This is a genomic window from Thermostichus vulcanus str. 'Rupite', from assembly GCF_022848905.1.
Taxonomy (GTDB): Bacteria; Cyanobacteriota; Cyanobacteriia; order Thermostichales; family Thermostichaceae; genus Thermostichus; species Thermostichus vulcanus_A.
Genome location: NZ_JAFIRA010000005.1, coordinates 57,348 through 74,805 on the forward strand (window position 1 = coordinate 57,348; position 17,458 = coordinate 74,805).

16 protein-coding genes are annotated in these 17,458 nt (G+C 57.8%); 15 read left to right on the forward strand and 1 reads right to left on the reverse strand.

From position 1 onward, the window contains the following. Positions 1-16 precede the first annotated feature (16 nt). The 11 genes from JX360_RS03540 to JX360_RS03590 all read left to right on the forward strand — a co-directional run bounded on the left by JX360_RS03540 (position 17) and on the right by JX360_RS03590 (position 10,351). Positions 17-1,249: a lipid-A-disaccharide synthase-related protein gene (locus JX360_RS03540; RefSeq protein WP_244349198.1), complete on the forward strand. Its 1,233-nt coding sequence runs from the start codon at positions 17-19 to the stop codon at positions 1,247-1,249. Positions 1,250-1,274: 25 nt separating this feature from the next. After that, positions 1,275-3,119, forward strand: coding sequence for an NAD(P)H-quinone oxidoreductase subunit F (locus tag JX360_RS03545; RefSeq protein ID WP_244349199.1), 1,845 nt, complete (start codon positions 1,275-1,277; stop codon positions 3,117-3,119). Positions 3,120-3,371: 252 nt separating this feature from the next. Next, positions 3,372-4,877, forward strand: a complete 1,506-nt coding sequence (locus JX360_RS03550; protein ID WP_244349200.1) for an NADH-quinone oxidoreductase subunit M — start codon at positions 3,372-3,374, stop codon at positions 4,875-4,877. Positions 4,878-4,929: 52 nt separating this feature from the next. After that, the gene (locus JX360_RS03555; RefSeq protein WP_244349201.1) at positions 4,930-6,114 is read left to right on the forward strand and encodes a CO2 hydration protein; all 1,185 of its coding nucleotides are present in this window, start codon (positions 4,930-4,932) and stop codon (positions 6,112-6,114) included. Next, complete coding sequence (locus tag JX360_RS03560; protein WP_244349202.1) at positions 6,111-6,308, forward strand: hypothetical protein; 198 nt, start codon at positions 6,111-6,113, stop codon at positions 6,306-6,308. Before JX360_RS03555 ends, JX360_RS03560 begins: the two co-directional genes overlap by 4 nt. A gap of 108 nt (positions 6,309-6,416) precedes the next feature. Further along, on the forward strand, positions 6,417-7,214 hold the full coding sequence (locus JX360_RS03565; protein WP_244349203.1) for a DUF4394 domain-containing protein: 798 nt from the start codon (positions 6,417-6,419) through the stop codon (positions 7,212-7,214). A 250-nt stretch (positions 7,215-7,464) separates the two neighbouring features. Continuing rightward, entirely contained in the window at positions 7,465-8,064 is a 600-nt protein-coding gene (locus tag JX360_RS03570; protein ID WP_425244352.1) for a sigma-70 family RNA polymerase sigma factor, read from the forward strand. Further along, positions 8,061-8,813, forward strand: coding sequence for an anti-sigma factor (locus JX360_RS03575; RefSeq protein WP_244349205.1), 753 nt, complete (start codon positions 8,061-8,063; stop codon positions 8,811-8,813). The genes JX360_RS03570 and JX360_RS03575 overlap by 4 nt, the downstream gene beginning before the upstream one ends. A 146-nt stretch (positions 8,814-8,959) precedes the next feature. Next, positions 8,960-9,181 carry a DUF2839 domain-containing protein gene (locus JX360_RS03580; protein ID WP_244349206.1) on the forward strand — a complete coding sequence of 74 codons (222 nt, stop codon included), beginning with the start codon at positions 8,960-8,962 and terminating at the stop codon, positions 9,179-9,181. A 51-nt stretch (positions 9,182-9,232) separates the two neighbouring features. Next, positions 9,233-10,060, forward strand: coding sequence for a carbon-nitrogen hydrolase family protein (locus tag JX360_RS03585; RefSeq protein ID WP_244349207.1), 828 nt, complete (start codon positions 9,233-9,235; stop codon positions 10,058-10,060). A gap of 6 nt (positions 10,061-10,066) precedes the next feature. After that, positions 10,067-10,351: a glutaredoxin family protein gene (locus tag JX360_RS03590; protein WP_244349208.1), complete on the forward strand. Its 285-nt coding sequence runs from the start codon at positions 10,067-10,069 to the stop codon at positions 10,349-10,351. A gap of 9 nt (positions 10,352-10,360) precedes the next feature. Here JX360_RS03590 and JX360_RS03595 read toward each other — a convergent pair whose 3' ends face one another. Beyond that, on the reverse strand, positions 10,361-11,920 hold the full coding sequence (locus tag JX360_RS03595) for a TolC family protein (protein WP_244349209.1): 1,560 nt from the start codon (positions 11,918-11,920) through the stop codon (positions 10,361-10,363). A gap of 561 nt (positions 11,921-12,481) precedes the next feature. On the opposite strand from JX360_RS03595, the gene JX360_RS03600 reads away from it, so the two are divergent. The 4 genes from JX360_RS03600 to JX360_RS03615 all read left to right on the forward strand — a co-directional run bounded on the left by JX360_RS03600 (position 12,482) and on the right by JX360_RS03615 (position 17,371). Continuing rightward, entirely contained in the window at positions 12,482-13,906 is a 1,425-nt protein-coding gene (locus tag JX360_RS03600; protein WP_244349210.1) for a coiled-coil domain-containing protein, read from the forward strand. A gap of 8 nt (positions 13,907-13,914) precedes the next feature. Then, a complete protein-coding gene (gene priA / locus JX360_RS03605) occupies positions 13,915-16,347 on the forward strand; it encodes a primosomal protein N' (RefSeq protein WP_244349211.1) in 2,433 nt (810 codons plus the stop codon). Positions 16,348-16,433: 86 nt separating this feature from the next. Next, positions 16,434-16,802 (forward strand): YtxH domain-containing protein, encoded by a 369-nt coding sequence (locus tag JX360_RS03610; RefSeq protein ID WP_244349212.1) that lies wholly within the window; start codon positions 16,434-16,436, stop codon positions 16,800-16,802. Continuing rightward, positions 16,802-17,371, forward strand: a complete 570-nt coding sequence (locus JX360_RS03615; protein WP_244349263.1) for a hypothetical protein — start codon at positions 16,802-16,804, stop codon at positions 17,369-17,371. The genes JX360_RS03610 and JX360_RS03615 overlap by 1 nt, the downstream gene beginning before the upstream one ends. The last annotated feature ends 87 nt before the right edge of the window (positions 17,372-17,458 follow it).

Genomic DNA, 17,458 nt, shown 5'->3' on the forward strand with positions numbered 1-17,458 from the left:
AGATTTCGGGTGTGCTGTGGGATCCCTCTCAATTCAGTCTCAATCCCGGCGAGATCCGCCGCGGGTGCTTTGCCTGAGCAATGGACATGGGGAAGATGAGGTGGCCAGTCGCATTGCGGTTGCGCTTGTGCAACGCGGGATCCAGGTGCGGGCTTTGCCGATTGTGGGGGAAGGGAAAGCTTATGTGCGCCAAGGGATCCCGATCTTGGTTACCCCTCAGGTGATGCCGTCGGGGGGCTTCATTTACCAGGATTGGCGACAGCTGTGGCGGGATGTGCGGGGCGGGTTGCTGGGGTTGACGGGTCGGCAACTGGCTGTGATCCGCCAGGAAGCGGCCCAGACGGATCTCGTGCTGGCGGTGGGGGATATTGTGCCGCTGCTGATGGCCTGGTGGAGCGGGATCCCCTATGGGTTTGTGGGTACAGCCAAGTCCGATTACTACTGGCGCGATGAACAAGGGCCCTACCGGCGCGCCTGGATCCCTTGGGGGGAACCCATCTCCGATTATTTGCCCTGGGAACGCTGGTTGATGGGGCACAAACGCTGTCGCGGAGCTTTTTTGCGGGATGAACTGACGGCCACCGCCCTATCCAAACGGGGCTTGAGAACCTTTTACCTGGGCAACCCGATGATGGATGGGCTGGAGGCGCAAAGGGACCTGCCCCTGGATCCACACCGACCGGCATTGTTGCTGTTGCCGGGATCCCGTCCGCCGGAAGCCTATCGCAACTGGGCCTTGATGATGCAGGTGGTGCAAGGGATCCCAGCGGAGATTCAAGTTTACGCCGCCCTCAGTCCGAATTTGGATCCGGCCCAACTCCAGGAGCGGATCCCGGCTGAGCGTAGAGATCTACCCCTGATCTGGGGAGACTTTGGCACCTGTGTACAACGGGCCACTGTGGTACTGGCCATGGCAGGAACGGCCACCGAACAGTGTGTGGGTTTGGGCAAACCGGTGATCACCTTGCCGGGAGAGGGGCCACAATTTACCCCTCGCTTTGCAGAAGCCCAAACTCGTCTGCTGGGATCCGCTGTCCAGCTCACGTCTGTCGAGCACGCCCCCAGGCTACTTCATCAGATTCTGGAGCGCCTGGCCACCGATCCAACCTACACCGCCCAACTGCAAGCCCATGGGCACCAACGGATGGGATCGCCGGGAGCAACCCAGCGCATTGCAGCTCAAATACAAACCTGGCTGAACTTTGGGGGATCCGACGCGATTTTGCGGCCAACTGGACAAGGTATATAGTGATTAAAAAATCCTTAATAAGCGGATGTCAAACCTTATTTTGTTGGAGAGCAGTTGGTGGATTCCTTTCTATGGACTGGCGGGGGCCGCTTTGGCTCTGCCCTGGGCCACAGGATGGGTGAAGCGCAGTGGCCCTCGTCCAGCAGCTTACCTCAATATTTTGTTGACTTTGGTGGCTCTTGTCCACGGCCTGTGGGTGCTGCGGCAGGTGTGGGGTCATGCCCCTTACATTGTGGACTACCCCTGGTTTCGGGTGGCGGATCTGGATTTGTTCCTGTCTCTGGAGATTTCTCCCCTCACCATGGGGGCAGTGGTCTGGATTAGCGGTCTCAGTTTGTTAGCGCAAATCTACGCGCTCGGCTACTTGGATAAAGACTGGGGCTTGGGCCGTTTTTCCGCGTTGATGGGCTTTTTTGAGGGGGCGCTCACCGGCATTGCCATGAGCGATTCGCTGTTTTTGAGCTACGCCTTGCTGGAGATGCTCACCCTCTCCACCTATCTGCTAGTGGGCTTCTGGTATGCTCAGCCTCTGGTGGTGACAGCGGCACGGGATGCCTTTTTAACCAAGCGGGTGGGGGATCTGCTGCTGCTGATGGGGGTGGTGACGGTTTCCAACTTCTCAGGGACTTTGACATTTTCCGGCCTGCGGGATTGGGCGGCGACGGCCAGTTTGGATCCCACCTGGGCGGCCTTGATGGGGTTGGCCTTGATGGCAGGGCCACTGGGCAAATGTGCCCAGTTTCCGCTGCACCTGTGGTTGGATGAAGCGATGGAAGGGCCTAACCCGGCCTCGATTATGCGCAACTCAGTGGTGGTAGCCTGCGGGGCCTTTGTGCTGATTAAGCTGCAACCGCTTTTGGCCCTCTCCCCGATCACAGATGGTTTTTTGGTTACCATCGGCACGATCACCGCCATTGGCGGATCCCTGGTGGCGCTGGCCCAAATCGATATCAAGCGAACCTTCTCCTATTCCACCAGTGCCTATTTGGGATTGGTCTTTGTGGCAGTGGGGATGCAGCAACCGGATTTGGCGCTGGAGCTATTGCTGATGCACGGTCTGGCCAAGGCATTGCTGTTTACGGGGGTGGGATCCATTATCTACACCACTGCTACCCAGAACCTGACGGAATTGGGGGGCTTGCGCAGTCGCATGCCGGCTACTGTAACCGCTTTTGCCGTGGGATCCCTGGGGATGGTGGCGCTGTTGCCGCTGGGGTGCTTTTGGACCATGGCTCGCCTAGCCTTGGTGTATAGCGTTTTGCAACCGGCGCTGGTGGGGGTGTTGTTGCTGGTGAATGGCTTGACCACTCTGAACCTGATGCGGGTGTTTGGGTTGGTATTTCAGGGATCCCCGCAACCGAAAACCCGGCGGGCACCGGAGGTGGGCTGGCTGATGGCCCTGCCGATGGGGATCCTAGCGGTACAAACCCTGCTCATGCCCTGGTTGTTCTGGCATTGGCAGCTTTATCCGGCTTGGATCCCGGAGCTGAAGCTGATGGCGGTGTTGCTGGTGGTTTCCGGGGCCTTGGGGGCCGGCCTTGGGGGCTGGCTCTACTGGGGGGGTAAACGGATGTTGCGCTTACCTTGGCCGGAGCTACAAAATCTGCTGGCCTATGACTTCTATACGGGGCAACTGTATCAATCTTTGGTGGTGCAACCGATCAGCAGCCTGTCGCGGGGGCTGGAGTGGCTGGATCGCCACTGGGTGGATGGGTTGGTGAATGGGGTTGGGCTAGCTTTTTTGTTCAGCGGCGAAACCTTGAAATACACCTTATCGGGGCGGATGCAACTGTACGTGTTGCTGATCCTAATTGGGGTCGTGGTGGTGGTGGCCTGGTTAATGCGCTCACCGCTACCGGGATTGGTTTAACGGGTGAGAACCAGGATGTGGGCTCATTGGGTTGGGTTTTGTTACCCCGTTGCGGAGCGACTTAGGCTGAAAGTGGTCAAGGGAACTTTGCTGAATGGTTGCAGGGGCTTTTACAAGAGTGGGGCCAATTAGGTAAGGATGTTCACTTGGGATCCAAATCGGGATCACATGGGATCACAACGGTTGGGTTTTGCAATGGTTTGCAATTGCTAGAGGTTTGAGGGTGAGCGTGCGAGCAGCTGGGAGAGAGAAATGTTAAGCCTACTGATTGGGATCCCATTGCTGGGGGCCGCCGTGATTGGGTTGATCCCCGAACGAGGGAATAAGCAGGTGCATCGAACCTTAGCCCTGATCTTTGGGCTAATCCTCTTGGGCCTGAGTTTAGGCTTGCTGTTGAACTTTGATCCCCATCTGGGCTCTTTACAACTGACGGAGACCGTGGCTTGGATCCCGCAGTTGGGTTTGATTTACGAATTGGGGGTGGATGGTCTTTCCCTGCCCTTGGTGGTCTTGAATGGTTTGCTGATGTTCATTGCCATTTGGGCCAGTGGCCAAGTGGAGCGGCCCCGTCTGTATTACAGCCTGTTGTTGATGTTGGCAGCAGCGGTGGCAGGGGCTTTCTTGGCGCAAAACTTGCTGCTGTTTTTCCTGTTTTATGAGGTCGAGCTAATTCCGCTGTACTTGCTAATTGCCATTTGGGGCGGGCCACGCCGTACCTATGCCGCCACCAAGTTTCTGGTGTACACGGCTCTGTCCGGGATCCTGCTTTTGATCGGCTTCTTTGGACTCAGTTGGCTGAGTGATACCAACAGCTTCACCTACACGGTGTTGCAGGCTCATCCTTTGCCCTTGCTGCAGCAGAGCCTATTGTTAATCCCGATTTTGGTGGGATTGGCCATTAAGATCCCGTTGGTCCCCTTTCATACCTGGCTGCCGGATGCTCACGTGGAAGCGTCCACCCCCATCTCGGTGCTCTTGGCGGGATTGCTGCTGAAATTGGGCACCTATGGTCTGTTGCGGTTTGGTTTGCAACTGTTGCCGGATGCTTGGGAACAAGCGGGGCCGTGGTTGGCGGGTTGGGCAGTGGTGAACGTGCTGTATGGCTCCTTGAATGCCCTAGTGCAGCAGGATATGAAGAAGTTGGTGGCCTACAGTTCAATCGCCCACATGGGCTACATTTTATTGGCGGCGGCGGCGGCCACTCCTTTGTCTTTGGTGGGATCCATCTTTCAAATGATCAGCCACGGCTTAATTTCGGCGCTGCTCTTTTTGCTGGTGGGGGCAGTTTACACCAACACAGGTACACGGGATCTAAAGCTGCTAGAGGGGTTGCTGAATCCCGAGCGGGGCTTACCCTTGATTGGCAGTTTGATGGTGTTGGGGGTAATGGCCAGTGGGGGTACGCCGGGCATGGTGGGTTTTATCGCTGAATTTGTTGTCTTTCGCGGCAGCTTTCCGATGTTTCCGCTGCAGACCTTACTGTGCATGATCGGGACGGGCTTGACGGCAGCCTATTTCCTGTTGATGGTGAACCGCGCCTTTTTTGGCCGCTTGTCGGAGGTGGCTATTGCAATGCCCCGCCGCCGCGTGGGAGAACGGTTGCCTGCCGCAGTCTTGGCGGTGCTCGTGGTGCTCTTGGGCCTACAACCGGCTTGGGTGACGGGATGGGTGGAACCCACAACCGCTCATCTGTTGCACCCACCAGCAATAGCTACTGCACCCGTTACGGCTGCAGAGGGTCCCTTGTCCCTGCTGTAAATCCGGTGTTCATCTCACCCTCTCACTGTTGATCCTGACCCTTCCTCCTCCTATGGCTTCCACTCTCCCTCGTGATGGCGCTGCTCTTTCTCCCTCCTGTTTTCTCCTGGTGGGCCTGGATCCCCTAGATCAGGTGCGGATTAGCCCGATTCTGCAACGGTTGGAGGCGGGTGGGGCTCTTTTACCGGATTCGCGGATTAACCGTCTGGAGGTGATCGGGATCCTGCACAGCTATGGGGAGGTATTGGATGCCTATTCCCGCAATTTGATCTTTATTGCCGACCATCAATTTCTCGAGCTTTTTCCGGCCTTTAAGTATTTCAACGGCGAGATTACCCTCGGCAAGTGGCTGCGCTACCTCTGGCATGACCGCATTAACTATGAGTTTGCGGAATATTGCATGAAGGCGATGCTTTGGCATGGGGGCGGCGGGTTGGATAGCTATCTGGATACGCCGGAGTTTGTTCAGCGGGCCAAGGCGGCCATTCAAGCCAAAATTCAATTCAATCCCTTTTTGCAGGGACTGGGGATCCTCTTTCCGGAGTTTGCTTTGGAGCAGGTGCGCATGCTGGCCATGTACAGCGGCTTGGGTCAGTTTTGGCGGGTGATGAGTGATATCTTTTTGGCCTTGGCCAAACGCTATGAGAGTGAGCCTCACCTGACAATTCCAGATGTGGTGGCCCATGTGCAGCAGGGGTTGGTGGAGGCTGCCAACAAACCGATTACTTATGCCCCTTGCATTTGGGGGCAACGCCATGAGGTGATCCCAGAGTCGGTGGGGCTAACCTTTTTGCCGGATACGGCCATTCCCTATGTGGAGGCGGTGTTTTTTCGCTCATTTCCCTTCATGGGTACCCTGTCCTACAATGCGCAGGCCGGGCAAATCCCGGAAGACCAGGCGGATTTTGCCTATGGTGCCCTCTATGCCGATCCCCTGCCAGTAGGGAGTGCCGGGATCCCGCCCACCCTGTTGATGCAGGATATGCTGCGCCATTTGCCCCCTTACCTAGAGGAGCACTACCGCCGCAGTCTGCGGGGAGAAGATGATATTCGGGTGAAGATCTGTCTGAGTTTCCAGAAATCCATGTTCTGTGTGACCACAGCGGCTCTGCGGGCTTTGGCTCCCTACCCATTGGAAACTCAGGATCCGGAACAACAACTGGCCAATCGAGAGTTTCTCACCCCCTGGTTGCAACGGCTGGCTAGATCCCAGCTGTTGAGTGTGCAGGAAGGGTGACGGGATCCCAAGTCGAATGGCGAGTTGAATGGATCGATCCGTGCTCCTCAGGCATCCAAATCGAAGAGGTGGGCGTAATCTTTGCAGAGGCCGCAAATACCCTGCTGAAAACCCTAATGGTGTTCATGGGTTTTCAAGGTTTTCAGACAAAACAGGGATCCCGGAAAGCAACCGGATCCCTGATTGGGGCTTGAACTGAGAAGAAACTGCCCGCAAGGGTAGGGAGTTGATCTGCAGTTGAGTGTGGATGAGAGCGGGGTGCGCCTCTACTACCGTTTGTTGACTTTTTAGGGAACACTCTCATGCGTAAGCATCTTGTTTCTTTAGTGGCCAGTGGCTTGGCTCTGCTCGGTTGTAGTAGCAGCAATGCTTCTCCGATGGGCATGATACCCTCCCAAGCCGATTTGGTGGCTTTGAGCAGCGGTAATCGCCTTACCTTGATTCGTTCTGCAGATGCGTCTGTACAGGGATCCCTGAGGGTGACTGGGGTGAATGGCAATTTGATCGGGATAGATGTGCGCCCCGCCAATGGAGCCCTCTATGCCCTTAGTGATACCAATATCCTCTACACCATCAACTTACAGACGGGAGCAGCCACCGTTGCCAGCAGGCTGTCGGTTCCGTTCACAGGGGGCAGCCTTTCCGGCATGGATTTCAACCCCGTTCCGGATCGTCTGCGGCTGGTGGGAGCCAACGGTCAGAACTTCCGCATCAATGTCGATACCGGTGAAGTGATTCAGGATGGCACCTTAGCCTTTGCCCCTGGGGAACTCCAGGGATCCCCACCGGCGATCACGGCGGCTGCCTACACCAACAACGTGGCTGGAGCCCAATCCACCCGACTGCTAAACATTGATGGGGAACGGAATCTGTTGGTGTTGCAAAATCCTCCCAATGACGGTGTGCTTACCCCGATTGGCCCCTTGGGCGTTCCTTTTGGCTCTGTGGGCGGGTTTGATATTCGTACCGATACCAATGGTGTGGACACGGGCTTTGCCATTGGGGGATCCACCCTCTATCGAATTGATTTGAGCTCTGGGCGAGCCACAACCTTGGGTACGGTGGCAGGTGGACCCTTTTTGGGCTTGGCCGCTTTGTAGGGGATTGAGCCTCAGTTGAGCCCTGGGTGAACCCTTCCTTCCTCTCTCGCCGGGTGCGCTGGGCTGGCCCGATTCCGCGCTCTGGGGTTGGGCTAGCCAGTGGAGCCTTCCTGGCTCCGTTGCTCTAGCTTGACCCCTATTTTTGCAAACGATAGATTATGGAGGGCCTCTTCCTGGGAACGGTTCTTTCCCCCATGCCTGCGTCTAGCTGGTTCTGTTGTTCCTTCCCTGCGGTGCTCCCTTGCCCATGATGAAATTCGAGGGTGATAAGACCGGCAGATCCCTGCAGGAGAGCACAGATGCAGAGGTATTTTCGGCTCTCAAGGCGGGTCAGTCCCAGGCACTGGCCATCCTTTATGACCGGCATGTGGGCTTAGTGTATGGTATTGCCTACAAGGTGCTGGGCAATGCTGCCGAAGCCGAGGACCTCACCCAAGATATTTTTTTGAACCTGTCTCGTTCCTCATTCGATGCCCAGCGGGGATCCCTGCGCACCTATTTGGGCATTCTGGTTCGCTCCCGCTGTTTGGATCGGCTGCGATCCTGGCGCAATCGACAGCGGTCTTTGGAACGGGGCAAAGTGGAACTACAGGCACAAGGAAGTAGCAGCGGGGATCCCTCCTTTGAGCACCTTTCCCAAACCGAACAGGTAGAAGAGGTACAAACAGCCTTGGCAGAGTTATCGGACAGTCAACGGCAAATTTTGAAAATGGCCTATTACGAAGGGATGAGCCAATCGGAGATCGCCAAACAACTGGATCTTCCCTTGGGCACCGTCAAGGCTAGGGCGAGGCGAGGACTGCTACGGCTGCGGCAATTATTGGATCCCAAAGGGAGAGGCCCGTCATGAAAGCAGAATCAGCATCTCCAGAAGAACTGCAACTGTGGCTGGCGGGCTATGTCCTTGGGGATCTCTCCCCAGAGGAGGCGGAAGGTTTGCAAGCTATCTTGAAGCAGCAACCGCAACTGCAACAGGAACTGGAAGCTCTCCAGCAGTCTTTAGAAATGGCTCACGCTGTGGAGGAACGGCAACCGCCCCCTTCACTGCGAGCCTCCCTGTTACAGGCTCAAGCGGAACAAGCCCGTCAGCCTTTGCCAACTCCGGGGCGTAGGCTTTCCTGGGGATCCCGGCTGAGTCCCGTGGGCGCTTTGGCGGCTGGGCTGATCCTGGCGTTGGGGTTGGGGAATCTTTACCTGTGGCGCCGGCTACAGGTAGCGCAGGTGCAGGAGGTGCCGGGAGCGGTTTTGACCTATGAGTTGCAGCCCACTGCCGAAAATCTCACCGGCTCTGTCACGGTAGAGGTGGATCCAGATCGCCTGCAGGGCCGCTTGCTGGCGCGGGATTTACCCCCTCTGCCGGAAGGACGAGTGTATGCCCTCTGGGTGGTGTTAGAGCCGGGAGCCCCTTTTACCACCGATGAAGCTGGGGCCATTCTCATCGAGGCCTTTCGCGTGGATAGGGCCAGACACCTAGAGCAAGAGCTTCGTCTGCCGCCTGTGTTTCAATCGGTGCAGTGGGTACAGACAGTGGCCATTACCGAAGAAGAGGACAGCCGCCCCCAAGCCCACCAGGGATCCCCCTTGTGGATTGCCGGTTGAGCGGTGCAGTCATCGCCTGGAGATAGAAGGTTATCAATGGTTAGGGGTGACACTTCACCAGGGATCCCCTGAGATTCCCTTGTGATTAAGAGATTAAGATAAGAGTCGCTACCCCTGCGCCGCAAACGGTAACTTGGAGGCCACCGATGGGCGAAGCTAAGCGCCGCAAAACCCGTGAAACCCAGGATCCTGACCAAGAGCTGGTGTTTCCCAAACTGAAGGATATTCCCCTCACCAAGGGGCAAGCCCGCACGATCTACAATTGGACAACCCGCGGAGCTTGGACAGGCATCATTCTGTTGGCCATTGTTTGGGTTGTCATCCGATTTGTAGGCCCAACCTTTGGCTGGTGGCATTTGGTCGGTTGAGCCTCTGCCCAAGCTTTTTAGGATACCTCAGCCTCTTCCGGAGTTTTCCCTATGCGTCCCTACCTGGCAGCCGCCATTCAGATGACCAGCATTCCCGATCTGGCCAGCAATTTGCAGCAGGCAGAAGAGTGGATTGATTTTGCGGTGCGGCAGGGATGTGAGCTGGTGACACTGCCGGAAAACTTTGCCTTTATGGGACCAGAGGCGGAGAAAACTCGCCTTGCCCAAGAGATCTCAGACCGAGCAGAAGAATTCTTGGGCAAAATGGCCCAGCGATACCAGGTGTTTGTCCTGGGCGGAGGGTATCCTGTCCCAGATCGGCAGGGCAGAGTCTACAACACCGCCGCCCTCTACGATCCCGAGGGTAAGGAAATCGCCCGCTATCGCAAAATTCATCTGTTTGATGTCAACTTGCCCGATGGCAACACCTACCGGGAGTCCAGCACGGTGGTCAGTGGCGATGAACTGGTGACCTGTGAGCAGGAACGGTTGGGGATCCTGGGATTGTCGGTCTGTTACGACGTGCGCTTCCCAGAGCTATACCGCTCTTTGGTGGATCGCGGTGCCCAGATCTTGCTCATTCCAGCTGCCTTTACCGCCTACACAGGTCGGGATCACTGGCAAATTTTGTTGCAATGTCGGGCGATTGAGAATACCTGCTATGTGATCGCTCCGGCCCAGGTGGGCAACCATTACGAACGGCGGCAATGCCATGGCCACGCCATGATTTTGGATCCCTGGGGTGCGATCCTGGCGGATGCAGGGGGTGAAAAACCAGGGGTTGCCATTGCCGAGATTGATCCCGATCGCCTGCAATCGGTACGGCGGCAGATGCCCTCGCTGCAACATCGTCGCTTAGCCTGCGCCGTTATCCCCTGAGAACCTATGATCGGAACCCTAGCTTGGCCCCCGCTGATTCTCTACAGCAAACCCGGTTGTCACCTTTGCGAAGGGCTAGCCGAAAAACTCTGGCAGATTCCGGAAATTCCCGCTTTGGAAATCCGCGACATCACCACGAATTCCACTTGGTGGGAGCGTTACCAGTTGGAAATTCCGGTGCTCAGCCTGGCAATGGATCCCGAGCGCCCTTTGCCCCAACCTTCGCCGCGACTGACGGTACAACAGTTGCGGACTTGGCTAGAGAAGCAATTAACAAGCTGTCAATATTGATTGAATGAACTAGAGGGTACCGGTGGCCCGGCGTAGCTGCACTAGGGCGCGGTTGTAGGCAAGGATGGCATTGGAGAGGTTCCCGCGAGCGGTGGTCAGGGCTGTTTCAGCGTTGATCACCTCCGTTTGGGTACCGACCCCGGCTTGCACGCGCAAACGGGCCAAGCGCAGGCTTTCTTCTGCGGAAGCAATCGCCACTTTGGCTGCATCGATCTGTTCGCGGCTGGATGCCAGGGTCAGGAAGGCTTCCTCCACCCCCCGTTGGATTTCGTTGCGGGATCCCACAAAACTGCTCACGGCCACTTGCCCATCAATCTGGGCTTGGCGGGCTTGAGCCTGAGACTCTCCCCCATCAAACCAAGTCAAGCTAAAATTGGCCCCTGCCGAGTAGCCCACATCAAAACTGTCGCGGCTGGCGTTGAAATCGTTGACGGCATCGAGGGTGGCGAACAACCCAATACGGGGGCCATTGCTGGCTTCTGCCAGGCGCACACGACTTTGGGCTTGTTCCAGTTGTTGCCGTTGAATCTCCAGTTCCTGCCGTTGGGCAAAGGCGGCCACAATTGTCTCTTCTAGGCTCAGATCCCATTCCCCCATCGGCTCAATGCGATCACTGGCCACCACATCGGTGGGGTTGGGAAAGTTGAGCAACTCTGCCAAGCGACGACGATTCAGTTGTTGGGTATTCTGTGCCGCCAGTAGCGTTTGCCGATTGTTGGCCACTTCTGTTTCTGCCTGTAGGATCTCGAAGCGGGTTCCCAATCCTGCCCGTTCCCGCGCCTGGGCATCGCGGAGGGTGGCTTCAGAGCTTTCAACAGCGGCTTGGCTGATGGCAACGCTGGCATCAGAACTTTGCAGGTCATAGTAGGCATTGGCCACACTTTGTTTTACCGTTTGCAAGGTTTGCTCCAATTGCAACTGGGCAATGCGCAGAGCTTCCTGGGCCAGCTTTAAGTTTTGATCCCGCAGGCCACTGTCAAAGGCGGTATACTCCACCCGCACGACGCTCGCCGAGAGAGTATGGGATTCACGGCTGGGCCCACCCCCCGGAGAAGGGGCATCGCTGTATTGGTAGTTAGCGCTGCTGGAGAGGGTAGGGGCATAGGCGGCCTCTGCCAGAGCAATTCCTGCCTCAGCGCGTTGCACGGCCAATTCTGCCTGTTGGATGGCGGGGTTTTGGGCTACAGCAATATCCAGAGCTTCCTCTAAAGATAGGCCTTCTCTGCGCTCAATCCGCACTTCCAAGGGGGATTGCGGGACTACCAATTCTTCTGCCGTCAGGGATCCCTCCAGAACTGGGGCAACAGTGGGAGCTGTGTCAGGTGGTATTGTGTCAGGTGGTATGGACAAGGTGGGGGGCGGAGCGGGGGTGATGATTTCGCGGCTGTCAGGTAAGACAAAAGCGGCAGGGTCAGGGGAGTCCGGTTGAGCAAGGGCAGGAGCAACCCAAAGCAGACCTAAAAGGATGCTCCAGGGGGTAGAACGAGTAAAGCGCAACTGGGATCCCGGTGGGCTTATCTGCTGGCGGAAAGATTGAAGCTGACTACTGGCCACATCCTGCATCACCATAGTTTGTAGTTCTTAACATCACCTTTAGCAGTATCGCAAAGTGAGGGACAAAGGCCAGACGGTTTTCCACAGGCTCCCTTTCCGCTCTGGACGGCTGTTGCTGTGGTAATCAGCCCGTCACACTCCTCAACAGACCCCTAAAGCCTTGCCAAAACCCCCCTACAATTGGGTCGGAGACGCTTTTGAAGGCAACCGATTAAGATGGTGCGAACCATCCTGGGTGTGCTGGATGGGTGTTGGTGGTGATGATAGGGGGCAATTGTGGCAGGTTCTCGAGGCAACAACGGGCCAGAGTCCACTCCTAAACGTGGGGAAGCATCCTCTCGTCGGGCTCGCGCCCCCAGACGAAAAAGCAAAACAGCTGCAGCCGATGGGCAACTCCCCGATTTGGAAACAGCTCAAGGGGAAGAAACAGGTTCGAAAATGCCCACAGAGCAGGGATCTTTACAGGGGAATTCACCTAGCTTGAGTCCACTGAAAAATCTCTCTATACTGCAAGGAACTTTATTGCCCGACTCTTCATCTTCTCTTCAACCTATGCATGTCTCTCCCTCAGGTGATTTGGATCCGTGCGCGTCAGCAGCGACAGGGCACATCCCACCCGCTGATGGCTTGCCCCCAGAGCGGGATCCCGACGCAGAGCACCACCAAGCCCTGAGACAGCGACAACAGCTAGAGGCCCGCTTGCTCAAAGCCGAGGCGGAACTGCAGGAGCGGCAGATCCTCCAGGAGCAACTGCAAGCCCAGGTGCAGGCCTTACGCACTCAACTGGCCCAAACCGAACTGCAGGCGCGCAAACAGCAGCAACAGCTAGAACTGCTGCAATTGAAGGCTCAGCCCACACCGGATCCGAATCGGGAGGCAGAGTATCAAGCCCTACGGCAGCAAGTGGCCGAGCAGCAACAGCGGTTGCAGGAGCGAGAGCAGGCTTTGCAGCAGATGCAACAGGTTTTGGCGGATCAGGCCGTGCAAGTGGCGGATCGGGAGGCGCAGATCGCGGCCCGTCAGCGGCTCAACGAACGTCAACGGCAGGATATTGAAGCCCTACAAGAACAGATCGAGCAGTTGCGGCTAGCCCACGCCCAGGAGCGTCGTCAGTGGGAGCATCGCCAACAGGAGTTACAAGCTTCTCTCCTGGAGGCACAGGATTTGGCGGAAAAACGGGTAGACATGTTGCAGCGCTTTAAGGCGGAACTCTCCCTTGCCCGGACGCAAATTGCCGAAACCCAAGCGGAGCTGAGCAGTTTGCGGGCCCTCCACGGGGATCAGCAGGCTGCCTGGCAAGAACAGCGGGAACACCTAGAGGCGCGGCTGGCGGGTTATGCGGAAACCGAAGCAGAAGCAGAGCAGCGCTGGCAAGAACAACGGCAGGAACTGGAAGCAGCTCTAGAGGCAGCACAAGCTCAAGTGGCCGCTCTACAGGCCAATCAAGAACACCTCCGCCAGGGATCCCTGGAACAGCAGCAGCTACGACAACACTGGCAAGCCCAGGCTGAGGCATTACAAGTGGCTCTCTCCCAAGCGCAAGCGGAAGTTACCCATTGGCAGCAGGAGTACCAACAGTTGCAGGAACGGTACAGCCAGCTGCAGCAGCAGTTACAAGCTGCTTTAGCCCAACTTGCCGCTCAACCGGACTGGCAACCGGAGTTACGGGCGGCTCAAACCACCATTGCCCACTTACAGGAACAGACCGAAGCGTTGCAAGCTCAGGCGGAGAAGCGGGAAGATCAGCTGAGGGCTCTGCAAGCAGAACGCACCGCCCTCTATGAAGAAAACCGGAACTTGAAAGAGAAATACGATGAGCAACAGATGCACATCCTCAGCTTGAAGGCAGCTTTGGAGCGCAAGGGACAGGAGATGCCTCTGGAGCCGACCAGCAAAACGCCTGCCCCTGTCAAGCCGTCTATCCAACCGCTACCCCGGCCTCTCCCGGCGCGGGTGAATAAGAAAGCGGTCGACTTGCCGAGGTTTTTGCCCCGTCCGTGAGGGATCCCGTGCTGCAACCGGTTCCTCCCCGCTGGCTTGAGGTGTGGGTGGATCATCCCCACTTGGGAGGCTGTTTTACCTACCGCGTGCCGCAGGAATGGGACCCCCAACCGGGCGATGTGCTCAGTGTGCCCTTTGGCCAGCAGATGGCGGGGGCAGTGGCTTTGGGTTGGCGCTCCGATCTGCCGGAAGGGGTGGATCCCCAGTCGATTCGAGATATTGAAGCGGTCGTGGCCAAAGGGATTCTACCCAGCGAGTTTTGGCCGCTGTTGCAACAGGTGGCCGACTACTACCTCACCCCTCTGGCCCAGGTGGTGCGCACCGTCTTGCCGCCGGGGTTGTTGAATCGTTCCCAGCGCCGCATCCGCTTATTGGCTACAACCAGCGGGGATCCCGGTGCTTGCTCCCCTGCTGCCCAAAAGGTGTTGCAACTGCTGCAAGCGCGGGGGGGGGATTTGGCTTGGCGCTACCTACAACACCAGGTGCCCAATGCCGCAGGCGCCCTACGGGAATTGCAGCAACAGGGTTGGGTGGAAAGCCACTGGCAGGAGAGTGGGGGTGGAAAACTCAAAACGCAGCAGGCGGCCAGTTTGGCGGATCCCTCCCCGGAGGGATTGAGTCCCTCGCAACAAAAGGCGCTGCAGTGTTTGCAGCAGGCGGGGGGGGAACTGCTGCTGACGGACTGGGCCACAAAAGCGGGGGTGAGCCGCGCCGTGTTGCAGGGGCTGGCCCGCAAAGGGCGTGTTCACCTTTACGAACGGCCTTTGCTGCGGCTGGAGACCGGGGGGGCTACGGCTCCACAGGATCCGCCTAAACCCCTAACAACGGCCCAAACCAAAGCGGTGCAGGCAATCCTGGCGGCCCTGGGACAAGCGCAGCGGTTTCTCCTACATGGGGTGACGGGATCCGGCAAGACGGAGGTCTACCTGCAAGTGATCGCCCAAGTGTTGCAGCGGGGAGGGTCGGCTTTGGTGTTGGTGCCGGAAATTGGCCTCACGCCCCAGCTCACGGATCGGTTTCGTGCCCGCCTTGGCTCCCGGGTTTGGGTGTACCACAGCGGCCTCTCGGATGGGGAACGCTACGACACCTGGCGGCAGATGCTCAGTCCTGGGCCGCAGGTGGTGATCGGGACACGCTCGGCGGTGTTTGCTCCCTTGTCTCAGCTGGGTGTAATTGTCTTGGATGAAGAACACGACGACAGCTTTAAGCAGGATCAACCTCAACCCTGTTACCACGCCCGTCAGGTGGCGGAGTGGCGGGCCGAGTTGGCGGGTTGTCCCTTGGTGTTGGGCAGTGCAACTCCCGCGGTGGAAACCTATGCCGCTCATCTTCAGGCTCCCCAGCAGTGGATCCGCCTTCCCTTGCCAGACCGGATTCCGCAACAGGGGATCCCGGCTACTCTGCCGCACCTAGAACTGGTGGATATGCGCCAGGAGCTGGCGGCGGGGAATTGGACTGTCCTCAGCCGTCGCCTCCGTCAGGCGTTGCAGCAAACCCTGGACAAAGGAGAACAGGCGATCCTGTTTGTGCCGCGGCGGGGCCACAGTACCTTCGTGCTCTGCCGTAGCTGTGGGGTTGTCCTGATGTGTTCCCACTGCGATGTTTCCCTCACCTTTCACCAGCTGGGGCAAGATCTGCGCTGCCACTACTGCGGTGCCCGACGCCCCCATCCGCAGCGGTGTCCGGAGTGTGGATCCCCCTATTTGAAGCATTTTGGCAGTGGTACCCAAAAGGTGGTGGAGGTGCTGCAACAGCACTGGCCAGATCTCTCCATTTTGCGCTACGACAGCGATGCCACCCGCCGTAAGGGATCCCATCGAGATCTCCTGGAGCAGTTCCGTCGCGGTGAGGCGCAGGTGCTGGTGGGTACCCAAATGTTGACCAAAGGTCTGGACATTCCGCAGGTGACCTTGGTGGGAGTGATGGCTGCCGATGGGCTGTTACACCAGTCGGACTATCGGGCGGGGGAGCGCAGCTTCCAACTGCTCACCCAGGTGGCGGGACGGGCGGGGCGGGGATCCCTGCCAGGGCAGGCAATCATCCAAACCTACCTGCCGGAACACCCGATTTTGGCAGCGGTGCTGGCTCAGGATTACGAGAGCTTTTTGCAGGCAGAGCTGAAGCAAAGGCAGGAAGGGGGCTATCCCCCCTATCGGGCTCTCCTATTGATGCGCTTGAGCAGCCCTCGCCTCGAGCCGCTGGAGCGCTACTGTACTCAGGTGGCGGAACGCCTACAGGGGATCCCAGGGGAACTGTTGGGGCCGGGGCCTGCCCAGGTGGAGCGGGTGAGTGGGCGCTATCGCTGGCAGATCTTGCTGAAGCAGGATCCCAACTGTCCTTGGGACCGTAGCCAACTTGCGGTTCAACTCCGCACAGCCATAGGTCACCCCCCCCAAGGGATCCGGGTCAGCTTGGATGTGGATCCCTTGCGGATTCTCTAGGGAATCAGTCAGTAGGTTCGAAGCATAGGGATCTTAAGGTAGTCTGGTTTCGGGGCCACTCGTATCCATTTCAACCTTGGGAAGGCATGGCTGAGAACCGGACTGGTGCATTTATCGGTGGGCTGTTGTTGGGCACAGCTGTAGGGACTGCCATTGGTTTGCTCCTAGCCCCCCGTAGTGGGCGTGAGACCCGGCGACTGCTCAAAAAATCGGCAGAGGCTTTGCCAGAGGTGGCAGAGGATGTGACCAGCAGTTTGCAATACCAGTCGGAAAAGCTGCTCGACTCTGCCCAAAAGAGTTTGGATGAAGCCCTGCTACGACTGCAACAGGCGGTGGCCGTGGGCAAAGAGGCGATGGTTCAAAAGCGGCAAGAACTCATTCAAGCCCAAAACCTGCGGGCTGTGGCTGTGGATGAGACGAGCTCAGAAGCTCAAGATCGGGAGGAAGAGGCGTGATGACCGACCCAGTGTTTTGGCTGGGCCTCTCGGTAGGTCTGGTGGCAGTGGGGATTTTGGCGGTGGTGATTACGCTGCTCCCGGCGGTGATCCAATTGGGTCGAGCCGCCCAAAGTGTGGAGCGCTTTTTTGATACACTGCTGCGGGAGTTACCCCCTACCCTGGAGGCCCTGCGCCTGACCAGTCTAGAAGTGAGCGAGATCGCCGACAGCCTCGATGAAGGGGTGAAAGGGGCTGGACAGGTGGTGAAGCAGGTGAACCGCTCCATTGAAGGAGCGCGTACCCAAGCCCGTGGCGCCCAAGTCAATGCCCGCAGCGTTTGGGCGGGGATACGGGCGGCTTGGCAAACCTTTTCCGGCGAGGCTTCCCCTGCTGCCAGTACAACCCGTAACCCCAGGCTGGGATCCCCAGAGGCCAACCGCTCTTTTCCGGTGACTCCCCAAACCATCCCGCTGACTGGTCGTGCCAGCGAACCGGAATCTTCCTTTCGCCCGCGCTCTGTTGGCTCCAGTCAGGAAAGATCTGCCCCTGATGCCTGGTCTTCCCGCTCAGAAGACATCGACTCGTGACATACTCCCGACGTCGACCGCTAAACGATTATTGCTACACAACGCTACGCGAGCGGCGCAGGCTTCTCCTCCGGGTTGCCCCAAATT